Below are 16,398 nucleotides of genomic sequence, written 5' to 3' on the forward strand. Positions count from 1 at the left end.
GGGGATGCGGTCTGTCGTCCACTCCGGTTTGATCGGAGCATGAGCCCTGATCACGCCACTCAACTGCGCCGGACCCGGCGCCTGATCTCCGCCGTCGCCATCGCGGGGATCGGTGCGGCCGTGATCTGGTTCGTCTTCGCCGCCGTCGGCGAGTCCGGTGGCCAGCTCACCGCCGCCAGCGCCACGGCCGCGGGGTTGGGCGCCGCCTGGTCGGCGGGGTTCGCCGCCATCACGTCCCGGCTGAAATCCATCGAGCCCGCCTCGACCTCGGCGGGCTGAGTCCACCGGACGAGCGTGCGCGACGGACGGCGCGCTCATGCCGCGATGTCGTAGCGCGCCCTGCCCCCGAGCCTGGGCCTGCGGTGCGGACAGGTTCGCATATCGCCACGTCGGCACCGCGTGCACTCCTCGTGCGCTCGAAGCCCCGGCATCCTGCTAGCGTCGGCGATGCGCACCCGAAGCGCAGAAGCAGAAGAGAGACCGCCCGCCGATGACAGCCGTGCGAATCCGAGACGCCGAGACCGCCGATCTCGACACGATCACCGCGATCCACAACCACGCCGTGGTGCATACCACCGCGATCTGGAACGAGGAGGCGGTGGACCTCGCCGACCGCGCCGCGTGGCTCGCCGACCGCGCCGCCCGGGGCTACCCGGTGATCGTCGCGGTCGACGACTCCGGGGTGCTGGGCTACGCGTCGTACGCGCAGTGGCGCCCGCACAGCGGCTACCGCCTCACGGTCGAGCACTCCGTCTACGTCCTCGACGGCCAGCACGGCCGCGGCATCGGTACCACGCTGATGGCCGCGCTCATCGAGCACGCCCGCACCGCCGGGATGCACGTGATGATCGCCGGCATCGAGAGCGGGAACACCGCCTCGATCGCCCTGCACGAGCGGCTGGGCTTCACCGAGGTGGGACGGATGCCGCAGGTCGGGGCGAAGTTCGGGCGCTGGCTCGACCTCAGCATGCTCCAGCTCGTGCTCGACGAGCGCGCCGAACCCGACGCGGGGTCCTGACCATGGACCCGCTGCAGTGGCTCGTCGACGCCTTCAACTCGCAGTGGATGCTGCCGGGCGGACAGACGCTCCTGGTCCGCGAGGTCGTCGGCAACGCGTTCGGACTCGCGAGCGCACTCGGCGGCATGCGCCGCAAGGTGTGGGCGTGGCCGGTCGGCATCGTCGGCAACCTGCTGCTGCTCACGGTCTTCCTGGGCTCGGCGCTCAGCCCCGACCCGTCGCTGCCGCACCTGCTCGGTCAGGCCGGACGCCAGATCATGTTCATCGCGGTCGCGATCTACGGGTGGGTGCGCTGGCGCAACCTCGACGGCGGACGCGTGGTGCCGCGCTGGGCGCCGACGAGCGCACGCATCGGCATGGTCCTGGTGATGATCGTCGGGACCGTCGCCCTGACGCCGCTGTTCCGCCTGCTCGGATCGTGGGAGCCGGTATGGGCCGATACCTGGACGTTCGTCGGCTCGCTGCTCGCGACCTACGGCATGGCCAAGGGCTGGACCGAGTTCTGGCTGATCTGGATCGCCGTCGACGTGGTCGGCGTGCCTCTGCTGTTCGGCTCCGGCTATTACGCGACCGGCCTCATGTACGTGTTCTACGGCGTCTTCACCGCGGTCGGGTTCGTGATCTGGTGGCGGGCGCAGCGGATGGCCGCGCATCCGATCGAGATCATCCCGCCGGACCCGAGCCCGCGCCGGCCGGACGAGGAAGAGCTCGCCTGAGCGCTCCGAATGTGTCCGCCCATGTCGGCGGCCCTGGATTCGCCCGCGCGCATCGCCTTTCATGGGTCGCATGACCCGCGAGATCCGCTTCAACGCCTTCGACATGAACTGCGTCGCCCACCAGTCGTCCGGCCTGTGGCGGCACCCCGACGACCGGTCACGCCAGTACAACACCATCTCCTACTGGACGGATCTCGCGAAGCTGCTGGAGAGCGCGACCTTCGACGGCATCTTCATCGCCGACGTGCTCGGCACCTATGACGTCTACGGCGGCACCAACGAGGCCGCGATCCGCAACGGCGCCCAGGTCCCGGTGAACGATCCGATCCTCCTGGTGAGCGCGATGGCCGCGGTCACCGAGCACCTGGGCTTCGGCATCACGGCCGGCACCGCGTTCGAGCACCCCTATCCGTTCGCCCGCCGACTGAGCACGCTCGACCACCTCACCCAGGGCCGGATCGGATGGAACGTCGTGACCGGCTACCTGCCCAGCGCCGCGCGCAACATGGGCCAGGAGGACCAGCTCGCGCACGACGACCGCTACGACCACGCCGACGAGTACGTCGAAGTGCTCTACAAGCTCTGGGAGGGCTCGTGGGAGGACGACGCGGTGGTCGAGGACCGCGAGCGCGGCATCTTCACCGACCCGGGCAAGGTGCATCCGATCGGACACGAGGGCAAGCACTTCAGCGTGCCCGGCATCCACATCTCCGAGCCGTCACCGCAGCGCACGCCGGTGATCTACCAGGCCGGCGCGAGTCCGCGCGGAGTGAAGTTCGCCGCCGAGAACGCCGAGGCCATCTTCGTCGCCGCCCCCTCGAAGGAGGTGCTCGCCGGCACCGTCAAGCGCATCCGCGACGCCCTCGAGGCGGCGGGCCGCGACCGGTACGACGCCCGTATCTACACGCTGCTCACCGTGATCACCGCCGCCACCAGCGAGGAGGCGACGGCGAAGCACGCCGAGTACCTCTCCTACGCGAGCCCCGAGGGCGCGCTCACGTTCATGTCGGGCTGGATGGGCGTCGACCTGTCGCAGTACGCCGAGGACGAGCCGGTCGGGAACGTCGAGTCCAACGCGATCCAGTCGGTGCTCCAGCACCTCAAGGAGGAGGCGGATCTCGGCCGCGAGTGGACCGTCGGCGACTTCGGCCGCCACAACGCGATCGGCGGCCTCGGCCCCACGATCGTCGGATCGGGCGTCGAGATCGCCGACGAGCTGCAGTCGTGGGTCGCGGAGACCGACATCGACGGCTTCAACCTCGCCTACGCGGTCACGCCCGGCACCTGGCAGGACGTGATCGAGCACGTGATCCCGGTGCTGCGCGAGCGCGGCGCCTACCCGGAGGAGTACACGCCGGGCACGCTCCGCCACAAGCTCCACGGCCGCGGCGACCGTGTGCAGGACACGCACCGCGCCGCGCAGTACCGCGTCGGCGCCTTCGCTCGCGCGTGAGCGCGCAGGGCGTCAGTCGTCGCTGCGGCTGAACAGTCCGCGCAGCACGAGGAACACGACCACGGCGACGACCGCCACGATCCCGAGCTTGAAGATGAACGCGAGGACCGAGAACAGCGCGCTCACGATCCACCACGCGATCACGACGGCGAGGATGACGCCGAGGATGGTCCAGATGTTCTTGGTCATGCCTCCAGCCTACGGAGTCGCGGCTGAGGGGATCTCCTCGAGCGACCGGTAGACCGCCAATCCGAGCTCGTGCGCGATCTCGACGTCCTTGTCGGCGCCCGCCGATTCCCCGGGCAGGCGCAGCACGGCATCGCAGTGCTGCAGCAGCCGGCGCGCGGTCTCGTACATGACATCGCCGTCTGCGGCGGTGGCCTCGTCGAGGGTGCGCAGGATCGGCAGCGCGACCCATTCACCGATCATCGGGATGTGTCCGAGGCGGAAGATCGGCCCCGAGGCCTCCTCCAGGCGCGCCAGATTGCGGGCGATGAGGGCGGGGTCGCCGTTCGTGCCGGAACGATAAGGGCCGGCGATCAGGATCAGGAGTGGCTTCGTCATGGGGATGACTGTAGTCTGAAACATGCAAGATCGTGCAACTTCGTGAGGAAACATATGCTGGCCGCGCAACGCAAAGCCCACCTTCTCGAGCTCCTCGACCGTGACGGCCGGGTGGTCGCGAAGGCCGTCGCCGACGACCTCGGCGTCTCGGAGGATGCGATCCGACGCGACCTCCGCGAGCTCGCCGAAGACGGCCGGCTGCTGCGCGTCTACGGCGGCGCCCTGCCGCTCCCCGCCCCCGATCGACCCGTGAGCGAGCGGCAGGAGGTCGCGACCGAGAGCAAGGAGCGGGTCGCGCGACGAGCGGTCGCCGGCATCCGCCCCGGATCGACGATCGTCCTGGATGCGGGCACCACCACCCTCGCGATGGCGAAGCTGCTCCCCTCCGGCACCGACCTCACGGTGATCACACCGAGCCCGGCGGTCGCCCTCGCCGTCGCCGAGCACTCCGACGCCCGCGTGATCATGATCGGAGGCGAGCTCACCCGACACTCGATGGTGGTGGGAGGGGGCCTGGCCCTCGAGGCGATCCAGCACCTCGCCGCGGACACGTTCTTCCTGGGCGCGACCGGCATCGACCCCGCACACGGCCTCACCACCGGCGAGCTCGACGACGCGGTCACGAAGCGCGCGATCGCCGCGCGGTGCACCGAGACGGTCGTGCTCGCGAGTGCGGACAAGGTCGGCGCCGTGTCGCGCTACCCCGTCCTGCCGTTCGACGCGATCGCCGCGATCATCACCGATCCGCTCGACACGAATCCGCTCGTCGCGGCGGTCGAGGCGGAGATCGACGCGCGGGGTCAGCGGTAGAGCAGGTCCTCCGCCACAGCATCCCGCCACCCTGGGACCGCGAAGCGCTCCGGATCGTCCCACTCGCCGGCGACGATCTGCGTGAACGCCCCCTCGACCCCGAAGAGCTTCTCGAGCGGGGACCAATCGGACTCCCCCGGCATCGGCACCAGCGAACGCTCCACGAGCGCCCCGGGATGGACCTCTTCGATGAGGGACAGCAGACGCGCACCGGTGTGCACGGGTCGCAGCGCCTCGGCATCCGTGACATGCAGGATCACCCCCTCGCACGCCTCGCCGGCGTGGTCGCGCACCAGCGGCGTGAAGCCGTAGGGGACGGCGGCGATGCCGGGCAACCCGGCGGCGGCGATGGCGGCGGCATAGCGCTCCCCGTCGATGAAGGGCGCGGCGATGACGCGGAACGGCACGGCCGTGCTCCGCCCCTCCGACACGTTCACGCCCTCCGCCAGACAGGTGCCCGGGTACAGCAGCGCCGTCGTGGGGCTGGGGAGGTTCGGCGACGGCGGCATCCACGTGCCCTCGCCGCCCCCGATCGGCGCAGCGCGGGACCACCCGTCGACCTCGACCACGTCCAGCTCGACATCGATCCCGCGCGTGCGCACCCAGTGCCGCGACAGCTCGCCGATCGTGAGTCCGTGCCGGATCGGCATGCTCCACCGCCCCACGAGGGACTGCGCCCGCTCGTCGAGCAGCGGACCCTCCGCGCGATCGAGCCGACCGCCGATCGGGTTCGGACGGTCGAGCACGACCACCGCCACCCCGGCATCGGCGCACGCCTCCAGCACGTGACTCATGGTCCAGATGTACGTGTAGAACCGCGCGCCGACGTCGGGCAGATCGATGAGTATCACATCGAGATCGGCGAGGTCGGCGGCGGCGGGACGGACCGCGTCGCCGTACAGGCTGCGCACCTCGACCCCCGTGAGCGGATCGAGGAGATCGCCGACCAGCTCACCCTCCCTCGCGCGACCGCTGAGCCCGTGCTCCGGCGCGAACAGCCTCGTGAACCGCCAACCGCTCGCGGCCAGCGGCTGTCGTCCGCGCAGCAGGTCGGAGGTCAGCGCGAGGTCGTTCGTGACCAGACCGAGTCGGCTCGCGGTGAGGCGCGCGAGGAGATCGGGGCGGATGTCGCGGCGGATCAGGCGGTCGATGCCGAGGTGCATGAGGATCAGTCGATTCTGTGATCGGTGACAGCGTTGTAGGTGCGCTGAAGGTTGTCGGAGATGGTGTCGTAGTCGGCCTGGGCGATGCGGGTGAACAGGAAGTCGAGCACGGCGAGCTGCGCGATGCGACTGGCCATGGCACCGGATCGGAACGTCGACTCCGAGACGGCCGTGACCAGGACGAGGGTGCTGACCCGCGCGAGCGGCGACCGCGGATTGTTGGTGATGGCGATGGTGGTGGCCCCGGCGCGCGCGGCGACCTCGGCGGACTGCACGATCTCGAGCGTGCGCCCGGAGTGCGAGATCGCGATCGCGACGTCGCGCTCGTCGAGGAGCGCCGCACCGGTGAGCGCGAGGTGGAGGTCGGTGCGCGCCTGCGCCACGAGACCCGCGCGATGCAGCTTCTGCTCCAGATCCTGAGCCGCCAGACCGCTCGCCGCCGCGCCGTAGATGTCGATGCGGCGGGCGGCGCGCACGGCACCGACGCAGCGTTCGAGCTCGTCGATGTCGATCTGGCTCGCCGTGCGCTCGATGGCGGACGCCTCCGCGAACGCGATCTTCCGCACGGTGGTGAGCGCGTCGTCGTGCCGGCTCACGTCGCTCTCCGAGACGTTGAACCGCTCGCGGTCGGAAGCACGGCGATCCAGTTCGGTCGCGAGCGCCAGCCGGAGCTCGGGGTACCCCGAGAAGCCCAGGCTCTGCGTGAAGCGCACGATGCTCGCGATCGAGGTGTCGCAGGCCGCGGCGAGCTGCGTGATCGACGACTCGACCGCGCTCTGGGGATCGTCGAGCACGTGCTGGGCGATCCGCCGCTCGGTGGGCGTGAGCGCGGAAAGACGCTGATGGATCGCGGTCATCGCACTGGTGGACACGCGAACAGGATCGCAGACCCGAGGTCGGAATGGAAGGAATTTTCCGCTAGGGCTTGAAATCTTGTAACAAATTGCCCAAAGTGGGCGGGAGGCTTTCACAGCAGAGACGCCCGGTCTGTCAGACGGCTCTCATAACCCGAGAGGAACCCCATGCGACACCGCACCACACGACTTGCCCTCCCCGCAGGTCTTCTCGTCACAGGCCTTGCTCTGGCCGGCTGCGCGCCTGCCGCATCCAGCGGCGACGGCGCCGGAGACATCACCCTCACCGTCTGGTCCTGGCAGGCGTCGTCCTCGCCGAAGTGGGAAGCGGTCTTCGACAAGTACGAGGAGTCGCACCCCGGGGTGACCGTCCAGTTCGAGGGCTTCCAGCCCACCGAGTACAACCAGATCCTGGCGACCGGTCTCGAGGGCAGCGACGGCCCCGACATCGCCATGCTCCGCGCCTACGGCGGCATCCAGCCCGCGATCCAGTCCGAGCAGATCGTCCCGATCGATGACATCGTCGACGGCCTCGACCAGTTCGACCCCACCGTGCTCCGCGCGGCCCAGGGCAAGGACGACGGCAAGACCTACGGCGTGCCCTTCGCGTACCAGACCATGCAGATGTTCTACAACAAGACGATGTTCGACGAGATGGGCCTCGAGGAGCCCACCGACTGGGACGAGTTCATCGAGCTGCAGGAGACCCTGCTCGAGGAGGGCGTCACCCCGATGGCGCTCGGCGCCCGCGAGGACTGGGTGCTGCCGATGTTCCACGACATCGTGGGCTCGGCGAACTACGGCGGCGCCGACTTCGAGGAGAAGGTGCTCAGCGGCGAGGTCGACTTCACCGACCCGGCGTACGTCTCGTCGCTCCAGATCGTCAAGGACATGCAGAAGTATCTCGACAAGAACGTCAACGCCATCGCGGTCGCCGACGCCGTGCTGCAGTTCACCTCCGGACAGGCCGCGCAGTGGCCCGGTGGATCCTTCGACCTGCCGACGTTCCAGAACTCGGCTCCGGACACCGAGTGGGGCGTCTACGAGGTGCCGCCGGCCCCGGGCAGCGCGCTCGACCACGCGGTCACCCCCGGCTACGCGGACGGCAGCTTCGGCATCAACGCCTCGAGCGACCAGCAGGAGGCCGCGACCGAGCTGCTGAACTGGATGACGACGGCCGAGTTCGGCCAGCTCGTCGCCGACGAGGTCGACCAGTTCTCGGCACTGCCGGGCGTGAAGTACTCCGACCCGCTGATGCAGGAGATGAACGAGCAGTACACCGCCAACCCGGCGCCGTACCTGCTGCTCGTCGACTTCCGCTACGGCGACCCGACCGGGACGGCCGTGCTCGGCCCGGACATCCAGGCGATGTTCCTCGGCGACAAGACGCCGGAGCAGCTCGGTGCCGACCTGCAGTCCGGCATCTCCACCTGGTTCACCCCCGCATCCTGACCCGACCGTGGTGGGGGCGCCGGTCCGGCGCCCCCACCACGCAGTGAAAGAGGCATCATGGCCCTGACCCTCCCCCTCCGCCGGGAGAAGACGCGGCGCACGCGCACGGGGATCGCGCTGTCGACTCCGACGGCGACGCTGTTCGTCCTCCCCGCCGCGGTGCTGTTCGCCGTGCTCATCCTCTATCCGATGCTCGCCGCGCTCAGCTACTCGTTCTTCGACTGGCAGGGAACCAAGCAGGGCGGTTTCGCCGGCGTCGCCAACTACATCACCCTCCTCACCAAGGAGCCCTACGCCTCGCAGCTCTGGAACGCCTTCGGGCACAACCTGCTGCTGTTCGCCGGTGCCCTGGTCTTCCAGAACTCCCTCGGCCTCGGCATCGCGACCCTGCTGCACCGCCGCAAGCGCACGAAGCGCTTCTTCCAGACGATCTTCGCGCTGCCCTACCTCGTGAGCCCGATGGTCATCGGCTACCTCTGGTCGCTCATGCTGTCGCCGCTGTTCGGTCCGGTCAACGCGATCCTGCGCGGCGTCGGGCTCGAGAGCCTCGCGCTCCCCTGGCTCGGCGATCCGCAGCTCGCGATCTGGGTGATCGTGCTCGTGAGCGCCTGGCAGTGGATCGGCTTCCCGATCCTGCTCTACGGCGCGGCCCTCGGCGGCATCCCCGAGGAGATCGAGGAGGCGGCCGCCCTCGACGGCGCCACCGCCGGCAAGCGATTCCGGTACATCACCCTCCCGATGCTCACGCCGACCATCGGCATCATCACCGTGCTCACGTTCATCGGCAGCATGGAGGCGATGGCCATCCCGTTCGCCCTCGCCGGCTCCAACGGGGCACCGGCCGGATCCACCGACGTCATGATGCTGCTCTTCTACCGCACCGCCTTCGAGTCGGGGAATCCGAACTCGATCGGCGTCTCCTCCGCGCTCGCGACCGTCCTGTTCATCTTCATCATGGTGATCTCGGTCTTCATCACCTCCACGATGCGTCGCGCCGAACGAAAGCTGTTCTGATGAGCACCGCCACCGAAACCCGCACCGAGCCGACCACCGAGGCGATCGTCTCGGGCCGTCACCCCTCCTCGCCGCGGCGCCGCACGAGCCGCACCTCGGACACCCCGTTCATCGGGCGCCTGTTCGCGAACATCTTCCTGTGGGGGTACGCGCTGGTCGCGATCGGCCCGCTGCTGCTCATGGTCAACAACTCGCTGCGCACCCAACAGCAGATCGCGACCGAGCCGCTCGGCCTCCCGGTGCCGCCCACGTTCACGAGCTTCCAGAGTGCGTGGATCACGGCATCCTTCGACACCTACTTCGTCAACTCGATCACCGTGACGGTCGGCTCCGTCATCGTCACGACCGTCGTGTCGGTGCTCGCGGCCTACGCGTTCGCGCGTGCCAGGGCGAAGTTCTTCCGCGGCGTCGAGGCGGTCTTCCTCTCCGGGCTCATGCTCCCGGTGCACCTGGCGATCCTGCCGCTGTTCTACCTCCTCGACTCGCTGAAGATGACGAGCAACATCTTCAGCCTGATCCTGGTCTACGGCGCGCTGGGGATCCCGTTCACGACGTTCGTCCTGACCGTGTTCTTCCGCGCTCTGCCGATCGAGCTGGAGGAGGCCGCGCGCATCGACGGCGCCGGGCCGTTCCGCACGTTCATCCAGATCCTGCTGCCGCTCGTGCGACCCGCGCTCGCGACCGTGATCGTGTTCCGCTTCGTGCCGGTGTGGAACGACTTCTTCTACCCGTTGATCCTGCTGCGGGACCGCAACTCGTACACGCTGCCCGTCGGCCTCACCCGCTTCTTCGGCGAGTACTCCACCGACTGGCCGCAGCTGTTCGCCGGCCTCACGATCGCGACGATCCCGCTGGTCGTCCTGTTCCTGCTGGCGACCAAGCAGATCATCAACGGCCTCACCTCCGGCATGAGCAAGTGAGTCGGACGTGGTGAACGGGGCACCGGGCTCGGCGTGGGCCTCGCTGCGGAGCACGCAGCGAGCGGATGCCGGGGAGCTGACGCTGCTCGGCACCCCGGCGGACGACGACCCGACCCCGCTGAACGCCGCGCACCTGTTCGACCTGGCGTCGCTCACCAAGATCTTCACGACGGTGGCCGCGCTGCGTCTGGTGGACGCGGGGATGCTCGACCTCGATGCGCCGGTGTCGAGCATCCTCCGCGTCGGCACCGGCGACGGGTCCGCGCGCATCACGCTCCGCCACCTCCTCACGCACACGTCCGGGCTCCCGGCCGAGGGCGGTGCCTGGCGGACGGGGCTCGCGGGCGAAGAGCTGCGCGCGGCGGTGCTGCGCAGCGGACTGCGTGCCGAGCCCGGGGAGACGCACCTCTACTCGGACGTCGGATTCATCTCCGTCGGCGAGCTGCTCGAGCGCGTCTCGGGGCGGCCGCTCGCGGCCCTCGTCGCGGATGCCGCGGAGGCGATCGGCGCTGCGACCCTCACCTGGGAGCCGCCCGTCGACCGCGCCGTGGCCACCGAGGTGCAGCCGCATCGCGGCCTCGTCCGCGGAGAGGTGCACGACGAGCTGGCGCATGCACTGGGGCACCCCTCCGGTCACGCCGGGCTCTTCGGGACGGTGCACGACGTCGCCGCCCTCGCGCGCACGATCCGCGACGATGGCGAGGGTGCTGCCGGACGCGTGCTCACGGCCGACAGCGCACGGCTGCTCCGCACGCCGGTCGTCACGGCCGCCGCGGGGTATGACCAGGCGATCGGTCTGCGGGTGCGCGATTCGGCCTGGATGGGGGAGGCGGACGCCGCCGGACACACCGGCTTCACAGGTACGGCCTTCGCCGTGGACCTCGAGTCCGGCGCATACGGGGTCCTGCTGACCAACCGCGTGCACCCCTCGCGGGAGGACGCGGATGTGACGGCGGCACGTCGGGGGTTCTTCGGAGCCGTGTGACCGCAGGCCCGGCCGTGGCAGCCGGCGACGCTGGTCAGCCGGCGATGCGGTTGTCGAGCAGCTCGTGGAGCCATCCGGCCGCGGCGAGGAGCGCGACGCTGCGGCGGGTGAGATCCGCGAGCCGGCGCGTGAGGATGCGCTCGACCTCGTCCGTGTCGGCGTGCGAGCGCACCTCGTCGAGGATGCGGGCGATCGCGGGGATGCCGTAGCCGCCGGACCGGAGCGCGGCCACGATGCGCGCCTCCGTGATGGCGACGGACCCGTAGGAGCGCGCGGATGCCGAGCGGCGGGCGGGATGGACGAGCCCTTCCCTCTCCCAGTGCCGCAGCGCGGATGCGCGGACGCCGAGGGCCTGGGCGAGCTCGCCGATGGTCATCGCGTCGGCGTCGTCGAAGACGTCATCCGCCTCCGCCACGGCGACGTCGAGTCCGCGCAGCGCCTCGCGCACCCGGGCGCGTTCGTCCGCGAGCCCGGCGTGCAGCAGGTCGATCCTCTCGGCGGCCCCCTCGACCGTGCCTCCGATCACGACCGGCATCAGTCGCCGAGCGGGCACCGGGCCGATCGCCGCGGCCAGCGCCCGATACGCCCGCAGCGCCGTCTCGTGCCGCGCTCCGTAGCGTCGATACCCGTTGGCTCCGCGCTCGGCGGGTGGGAGGACGCCGAGCCGCTCCAGGTCGCGCACCTGCTGGGTCGAGTACCCCACGCGTCTGCCGAGCGCGACCGTTGTCAGCACCTGCTCTTGAGGGTTCGGCATCGTCATCCCCGCTTTCTCGGACCCTGAGTCCACATAGGCACGTCAGCTTCACCATTGAAGGATGGAAATGCAGGAGATCATCGAAACGGTCCGTGGCCTCGACGGCGCCCTGGTCGTCGCACCCGAGAAGGGCGACGACGCCCCCGAACTGTCCTGGGGAGACGCCTACTTCTTCCACGCACCCGACGGACGGATGCCGGAGCGCACCCAGCCCTACGGGACGATCATCACGAAGGATTACCCGGACGACACCTCGTCCGCCCTGAGCATCCCCGGCCGTTTCCGGGTGAACATCCACGTCGGGAGGGAGGGGGCCGACTCGCTCCCCCTCTCCGACGCCGACCCGACCGCAGTCGATGTCTTCCACCGGCATCCGCTCTACGGCGCGGCCGGCTGGGTGTGCGTGATCGACCCCGCGGGGCGGACGGCGGAGACCGTGCTGGCTCTGCTGCGTGAGGCGCACGAGGCCGCGCGAGCCCGCACCGAACGCCGGGCGAGGTGAGCATGGCCAGCCGCCCGCAGGGCATGAGCGAGGCCGACCGGCGGATCGTCGCCGTGTGGGCCGCGGACTGCGCCGAGCACGTGCTGCCCCTGTTCGAGGCGGAGGCCCCGGAAGACGATCGCGCGCGCGACGCCATCGCCCGGACCCGGGCGTTCGCCCGCGGAGAGCTCGCGGCCGCGGGCGAGATCCGCCGCCGGTTCATCGCGGGTCGGGCCGCCCGCAGCGCGAGGTCCCCGGCGGGCGTGGCCGCGGCCCGCTCGGCGGCGCAGGCAGCGGGTGTCGCGCACATGGGCGCCCATGCCCTCGGAGCCGCCGCCTACGCCGCGAAGGCCGTCGAGCTGGCGCACCCGACCGTGTCAGGGGCTCGGGCCGAGGAGGTGCGGTGGCAGCTCGACCGCCTCCCTTCCGGAGCCGTCGCCGCCCTCCGGCGGCTTCCGGCGCTCGGCACCGACACCGCCGGCCCGCTCGGGCCCGGACTCCTCGCCGCCGGCGCGCTCGGCGAGGTCATCCGCGAGATCCAGGTGTGGCTCGAAGCGCAGCCGGTTCCGGATCCGGAGGAGGCAGCGGGAGACGAACCCACGGCGTGACAGCCGACTCGTACGTGCTGAGTCGTTCCGGCCGCGCGCCGGCTTCAGCCGCGATTCAGCGTCGAGCCGCCACACTGGAGGCATGCGGATCCTGGTGGTGGACGACGAGGTGCGCCTGGCCGAGGGCGTGCGTCGGGGCCTCGAGGCCGAGGGCTTCGCCGTCGACGTCGCGCACAACGGCGTCGACGGGCTGTGGCGTGCACGGGAGACGCGGTACGACGCGATCGTGCTCGACCTGATGATGCCGGGCATGAGCGGGTGGAAGGTGTGCGAGGCGCTCCGTGCCGAGGAGAACTGGACCCCGGTGCTCATGCTCACCGCGAAGGACGGCGAGTGGGATCAGGTCGAGGCGCTCGAGACCGGGGCCGACGACTACGTCACGAAGCCGTTCTCGTTCGCGATCCTCGTCGCCCGGCTGCGCGCGCTCGTGCGTCGCGGAGCCGTCGCCCGGCCGGCCGTCCTCGAAGCGGGCGACCTGCGCCTCGACCCCGCCGCGCACCGGGTCTGGCGCGGCGAGACGCCGGTGACGCTGACCGCCCGGGAGTTCTCGGTGCTCGAGTTCCTGATGCGCCACCGCGGCCAGGTGCTGTCGAAGCGCGCCCTGATCGACGGCGTCTGGGACGACGACTTCGACGGCGACCCGAACATCGTCGAGGTCTACGTCGGGCATCTGCGGCGCAAGCTCGACAAGCCGTTCGGACGCGAGGCGATCGAGACCATCCGCGGGGCGGGCTACCGGCTGGCGGCCGACGGTGGCTAGCCGCGGCTGGCGTTCGGTGCGCGGCCGCACCACGCTCGGTGCGACGGTGGTCGTCGCCGTCGCGCTCCTCATCGGCGCCTTCTCGTTCTACGGCGTGCTCAGCGCCAGCATCCACGGCAGCACGGAGCGCGCGGCGGAGCAGCGGCTGGAGGAGCTCGCCGAACGGGCAGGCGGGCCGGGCGGCAAGGGCGTCGCGGGTGTCGACGCCCTCGACGACGAGATCCTGCAGGTCATCGGACCGGACGGCTCCGTGCGCGCTGCGAGCGAGGACGCGCGGGAGAAGCTCGGCTCCACGCCGCTCCCGGTCGACGACGACCCGCAGACGACGACCGTCGACGGCGACCCCGTCCTCGTCGTCTCGGAGGACCTCGACGACGATCACACGCTCGTGCTCGCCGTCTCGACGGAGGACGATGCCGAGACCCTGGCGACGGTCGCGACCCTGCTGGCCATCGCGCTTCCGCTGCTCCTGCTGCTCGTGGCCGTGACCACCTGGCTCGTCGTCGGACGCGCGCTCCGCCCGGTCGAGCGCATCCGCGAAGAGGTCGACGGCATCACCGCCGAGCGTCTCCACCAGCGCGTGCCCGTGCCCGACACGGCCGACGAGATCGCCGCGCTCGCGACGACCATGAACGGCATGCTCGACCGGCTCGACGCGGCCGCGACCGCGCAGCGGCGGTTCGTGTCGGACGCCTCGCACGAGCTGCGCTCCCCGCTCGCGACCATCCGCCAGCACGCCGAGCTCGCGCAGGCCCACCCCGAGGTGACGAGCATCGGCGAGCTCGCGGAGGTCGTATCGGAGGAGGGACTCCGGCTGCAGGGGATCGTGGAGTCGCTGCTGCTCCTCGCGCGCCTCGACGAGGGGGCGAGCACGCACGACGAGGCGGTCGACCTCGACGACATCGCCCTGGGCGAGGTGCGTCGGCTCCGCGCGGCAGGGCTCGACGTCGACGGCTCCGGCATCGGCGCCGCCCGCGTGCACGCCGACCCCCGCCTGCTGGGGCAGCTGGTGCGCAACCTCGCCGACAACGCCGCGCGCCACAGTCGGGGCCGCGTCGCGATCGGGGTGACCCCGGCGGACGGATACGTGTTCGTGACGGTCGAGGACGACGGCACCGGCATCCCCGCCGCGGAGCGGGAGCGGATCTTCGAGCGCTTCGTCCGGCTCGACGAGGCCCGCAGCCGCGACGCCGGTGGCAGCGGCCTCGGCCTCGCGATCGCGCGCGGCATCGCCACCTCCGCCCGCGGAACCCTCACGGTCGACGAGTCGCGCTGGGGCGGCGCGCGCTTCGTCCTCACACTGCCCGTCGACGCCTGAGTCGGTCGGTCGCGGTTTCCTGAAGAGGTCTTCAGGACGCTTCAGGGAGGCTTCAGCGCCCGCGCGAGACCATCGGGACATGGACGACAAGACACCCACCCCCGACCAGACGCCCGAGAGCACCCCGGATGCCCAGACCGTTCCGGTGACCCCGACGGCGGATGCCTCCACTCCCGGTGCCGGCGCAGGGCAGCACCCGACCTTCCCCGCCGCCGCGCCCGCCCCCGCTGCTGCCTCCGCACCGAAGCCCGGCCGCAAGCGTGCCCTCCTCATCGGCGGCGGCATCGCGGCGGCCGTGGTCCTCGCGGGTGGCGGCATCGCGGTCGGCGCGGCCATCGGCGACGAGTTCGGCGACGACGACCGCGCCTCGATGTCCGACGGCCCCCGCCACGACGCGGATGACCACGGCCAGCGTGACGACGACCGCGGCGACCGTCGGGACGACGACGGGAACGGCCCCGGGAGTGGCCGCGGCCCGGTGACCGGCATCGGCACGGCTTCGGCCGACGAGCTCATCGCGATCGCGGAGGCCGCGCGCGGCGCCGCCGAGGGCGAGGTCACCTCGATCGATGCCAAGCGCGACGGCACCTGGGAGGTGCAGCTGACGACCGCTGCCGGCGACGAGACCGAGGTCCGCGTCGGCAAGGATCTCGCCGCTTCCGTCGTCTCGACCGATGCGGCGGACGGCGACGACACCGGCTCCGCGCTCACGCTGGACGACGAGGCGATCCGCGCCCTGGTCGCCGCCGCGCTGGCCGAGGCGGAGGGCATGATCACCGACCTGGATGTCGACGACGACGGCGTGAGCCCCTACGACGCGTCGGTCCTCACGTCCGACAACCGCTCGATCGACATCGACTTCGATGCCGACTTCGCCGTCGTCGGCACCGACATCGACTGAGCGACCCGGGGCTCAGCCGGCGACAGCCCGGACCGCGGCGAGCGCCGCCTTCGCCCGGGCGCGGAGGCCCGGGAGGTCTCCGGATGCGACGGCGTCGCCGAGCAGCGGGGAGCCCATCCCCACCGCGAGCGCCCCGGCCGCGAGATAGTCCGCGATCTCGTCGACCCGGACGCCTCCCGTCGGGATCAGCGGGACGTCGTCGAGGGGAGCCCGGACCTCACGGATGAAGCGCACGCCACCGAGCACACCGGCGGGGAACACCTTCACCGCAGTCGCCCCGGCCGTCCAGGCGGTCTCGATCTCGGTCGGGGTGGCGGCGCCGGGGTACCAGCGCAGTCCGGCCGCGGCCGCAGCGGCGCCCACCGGCAACGACACCGTGGGCGTGACGATGAAGGAGGCTCCGGCATCCGCCGCCATGCGCACGTGGTCGACCGTGCGCACCGTGCCCATGCCCACCTCGGTCGCCCCCGCGGCGACCAGGTCGGCGACCACCCGGGCGGCGCCGGGGGTGTTGGTCGTCACCTCGAGCACCGAGACCCCGGCGTCGAGGAGCGTGTCGCATGCGGCACGCAGATGCGTCCCCGTGCGGTCGCGCACGATCGCGACGATCCGGGTGCTCCGCACTCC

At 71.0% G+C, this 16,398-nt stretch carries 20 protein-coding genes; 14 read left to right on the forward strand and 6 right to left on the reverse strand.

What is annotated here, in order from left to right; translation table 11 throughout:
* The first annotated feature begins 39 nt into the window (after positions 1-39).
* The 4 genes from MME74_RS17665 (at position 40) to MME74_RS17680 (ending at position 3,187) form a co-directional block, all read left to right on the forward strand.
* Positions 40-279 (forward strand): hypothetical protein, encoded by a 240-nt coding sequence (locus MME74_RS17665; protein WP_267416425.1) that lies wholly within the window; start codon positions 40-42, stop codon positions 277-279.
* Between the two features lie 211 nt (positions 280-490).
* Positions 491-1,018 (forward strand): GNAT family N-acetyltransferase, encoded by a 528-nt coding sequence (locus MME74_RS17670; protein WP_267416426.1) that lies wholly within the window; start codon positions 491-493, stop codon positions 1,016-1,018.
* A 2-nt stretch (positions 1,019-1,020) separates the two neighbouring features.
* Entirely contained in the window at positions 1,021-1,734 is a 714-nt protein-coding gene (pnuC, locus tag MME74_RS17675) for a nicotinamide riboside transporter PnuC (RefSeq protein ID WP_267416427.1), read from the forward strand.
* Between the two features lie 70 nt (positions 1,735-1,804).
* The gene (locus MME74_RS17680) at positions 1,805-3,187 is read left to right on the forward strand and encodes an LLM class flavin-dependent oxidoreductase (RefSeq protein WP_267416428.1); all 1,383 of its coding nucleotides are present in this window, start codon (positions 1,805-1,807) and stop codon (positions 3,185-3,187) included.
* A 12-nt stretch (positions 3,188-3,199) separates the two neighbouring features.
* Here MME74_RS17680 and MME74_RS17685 read toward each other — a convergent pair whose 3' ends face one another.
* Positions 3,200-3,376 (reverse strand): hypothetical protein, encoded by a 177-nt coding sequence (locus MME74_RS17685; protein ID WP_267416429.1) that lies wholly within the window; start codon positions 3,374-3,376, stop codon positions 3,200-3,202.
* Between the two features lie 9 nt (positions 3,377-3,385).
* Positions 3,386-3,751 (reverse strand): DUF4406 domain-containing protein, encoded by a 366-nt coding sequence (locus MME74_RS17690; protein ID WP_267416430.1) that lies wholly within the window; start codon positions 3,749-3,751, stop codon positions 3,386-3,388.
* 54 nt (positions 3,752-3,805) lie between these two features.
* Between MME74_RS17690 and MME74_RS17695 the strand changes: the two genes are divergently transcribed.
* Entirely contained in the window at positions 3,806-4,561 is a 756-nt protein-coding gene (locus MME74_RS17695) for a DeoR/GlpR family DNA-binding transcription regulator (RefSeq protein WP_267416431.1), read from the forward strand.
* Here MME74_RS17695 and MME74_RS17700 read toward each other — a convergent pair.
* Positions 4,552-5,724, reverse strand: a complete 1,173-nt coding sequence (locus MME74_RS17700) for a DUF1343 domain-containing protein (protein WP_267416432.1) — start codon at positions 5,722-5,724, stop codon at positions 4,552-4,554. The two genes, MME74_RS17695 and MME74_RS17700, sit on opposite strands and share 10 nt — an antisense overlap.
* A 5-nt stretch (positions 5,725-5,729) precedes the next feature.
* Complete coding sequence (locus MME74_RS17705; RefSeq protein ID WP_267416433.1) at positions 5,730-6,596, reverse strand: MurR/RpiR family transcriptional regulator; 867 nt, start codon at positions 6,594-6,596, stop codon at positions 5,730-5,732.
* A gap of 150 nt (positions 6,597-6,746) precedes the next feature.
* On the opposite strand from MME74_RS17705, the gene MME74_RS17710 reads away from it, so the two are divergent.
* The 4 genes from MME74_RS17710 to MME74_RS17725 are packed head-to-tail and all read left to right on the forward strand — an operon-like array spanning position 6,747 to position 10,949.
* Positions 6,747-8,030 carry an ABC transporter substrate-binding protein gene (locus MME74_RS17710; protein WP_267416434.1) on the forward strand — a complete coding sequence of 428 codons (1,284 nt, stop codon included), beginning with the start codon at positions 6,747-6,749 and terminating at the stop codon, positions 8,028-8,030.
* A 57-nt stretch (positions 8,031-8,087) separates the two neighbouring features.
* Complete coding sequence (locus tag MME74_RS17715; RefSeq protein ID WP_267416435.1) at positions 8,088-9,044, forward strand: carbohydrate ABC transporter permease; 957 nt, start codon at positions 8,088-8,090, stop codon at positions 9,042-9,044.
* Entirely contained in the window at positions 9,044-9,964 is a 921-nt protein-coding gene (locus tag MME74_RS17720) for a carbohydrate ABC transporter permease (protein ID WP_267416436.1), read from the forward strand. Before MME74_RS17715 ends, MME74_RS17720 begins: the two co-directional genes overlap by 1 nt.
* 10 nt (positions 9,965-9,974) lie before the next feature.
* Positions 9,975-10,949 (forward strand): serine hydrolase domain-containing protein, encoded by a 975-nt coding sequence (locus tag MME74_RS17725; RefSeq protein ID WP_267416437.1) that lies wholly within the window; start codon positions 9,975-9,977, stop codon positions 10,947-10,949.
* A 34-nt stretch (positions 10,950-10,983) separates the two neighbouring features.
* Here MME74_RS17725 and MME74_RS17730 read toward each other — a convergent pair whose 3' ends face one another.
* Positions 10,984-11,703: a MerR family transcriptional regulator gene (locus MME74_RS17730; protein WP_267416439.1), complete on the reverse strand. Its 720-nt coding sequence runs from the start codon at positions 11,701-11,703 to the stop codon at positions 10,984-10,986.
* A 67-nt stretch (positions 11,704-11,770) separates the two neighbouring features.
* Here MME74_RS17730 and MME74_RS17735 point away from each other — a divergent pair, with 67 nt between their 5' ends.
* From MME74_RS17735 to MME74_RS17755, 5 genes are all read left to right on the forward strand, one after another.
* Complete coding sequence (locus MME74_RS17735; RefSeq protein WP_267416440.1) at positions 11,771-12,205, forward strand: DUF6194 family protein; 435 nt, start codon at positions 11,771-11,773, stop codon at positions 12,203-12,205.
* A gap of 2 nt (positions 12,206-12,207) precedes the next feature.
* Positions 12,208-12,792: a putative immunity protein gene (locus MME74_RS17740; protein ID WP_267416441.1), complete on the forward strand. Its 585-nt coding sequence runs from the start codon at positions 12,208-12,210 to the stop codon at positions 12,790-12,792.
* Between the two features lie 82 nt (positions 12,793-12,874).
* Positions 12,875-13,552, forward strand: a complete 678-nt coding sequence (locus tag MME74_RS17745; RefSeq protein WP_267416443.1) for a response regulator transcription factor — start codon at positions 12,875-12,877, stop codon at positions 13,550-13,552.
* On the forward strand, positions 13,545-14,870 hold the full coding sequence (locus MME74_RS17750) for a sensor histidine kinase (protein ID WP_267416444.1): 1,326 nt from the start codon (positions 13,545-13,547) through the stop codon (positions 14,868-14,870). Before MME74_RS17745 ends, MME74_RS17750 begins: the two co-directional genes overlap by 8 nt.
* 79 nt (positions 14,871-14,949) lie before the next feature.
* Positions 14,950-15,771, forward strand: coding sequence for a hypothetical protein (locus tag MME74_RS17755; protein WP_267416445.1), 822 nt, complete (start codon positions 14,950-14,952; stop codon positions 15,769-15,771).
* A 12-nt stretch (positions 15,772-15,783) separates the two neighbouring features.
* Here MME74_RS17755 and MME74_RS17760 read toward each other — a convergent pair whose 3' ends face one another.
* Positions 15,784-16,395, reverse strand: coding sequence for a bifunctional 4-hydroxy-2-oxoglutarate aldolase/2-dehydro-3-deoxy-phosphogluconate aldolase (locus MME74_RS17760; RefSeq protein ID WP_267416446.1), 612 nt, complete (start codon positions 16,393-16,395; stop codon positions 15,784-15,786).
* Between the last annotated feature and the right edge of the window lie 3 nt (positions 16,396-16,398).

It is taken from the genome of Microbacterium oxydans (assembly GCF_026559675.1).
GTDB lineage: Bacteria > Actinomycetota > Actinomycetes > Actinomycetales > Microbacteriaceae > Microbacterium > Microbacterium oxydans_D.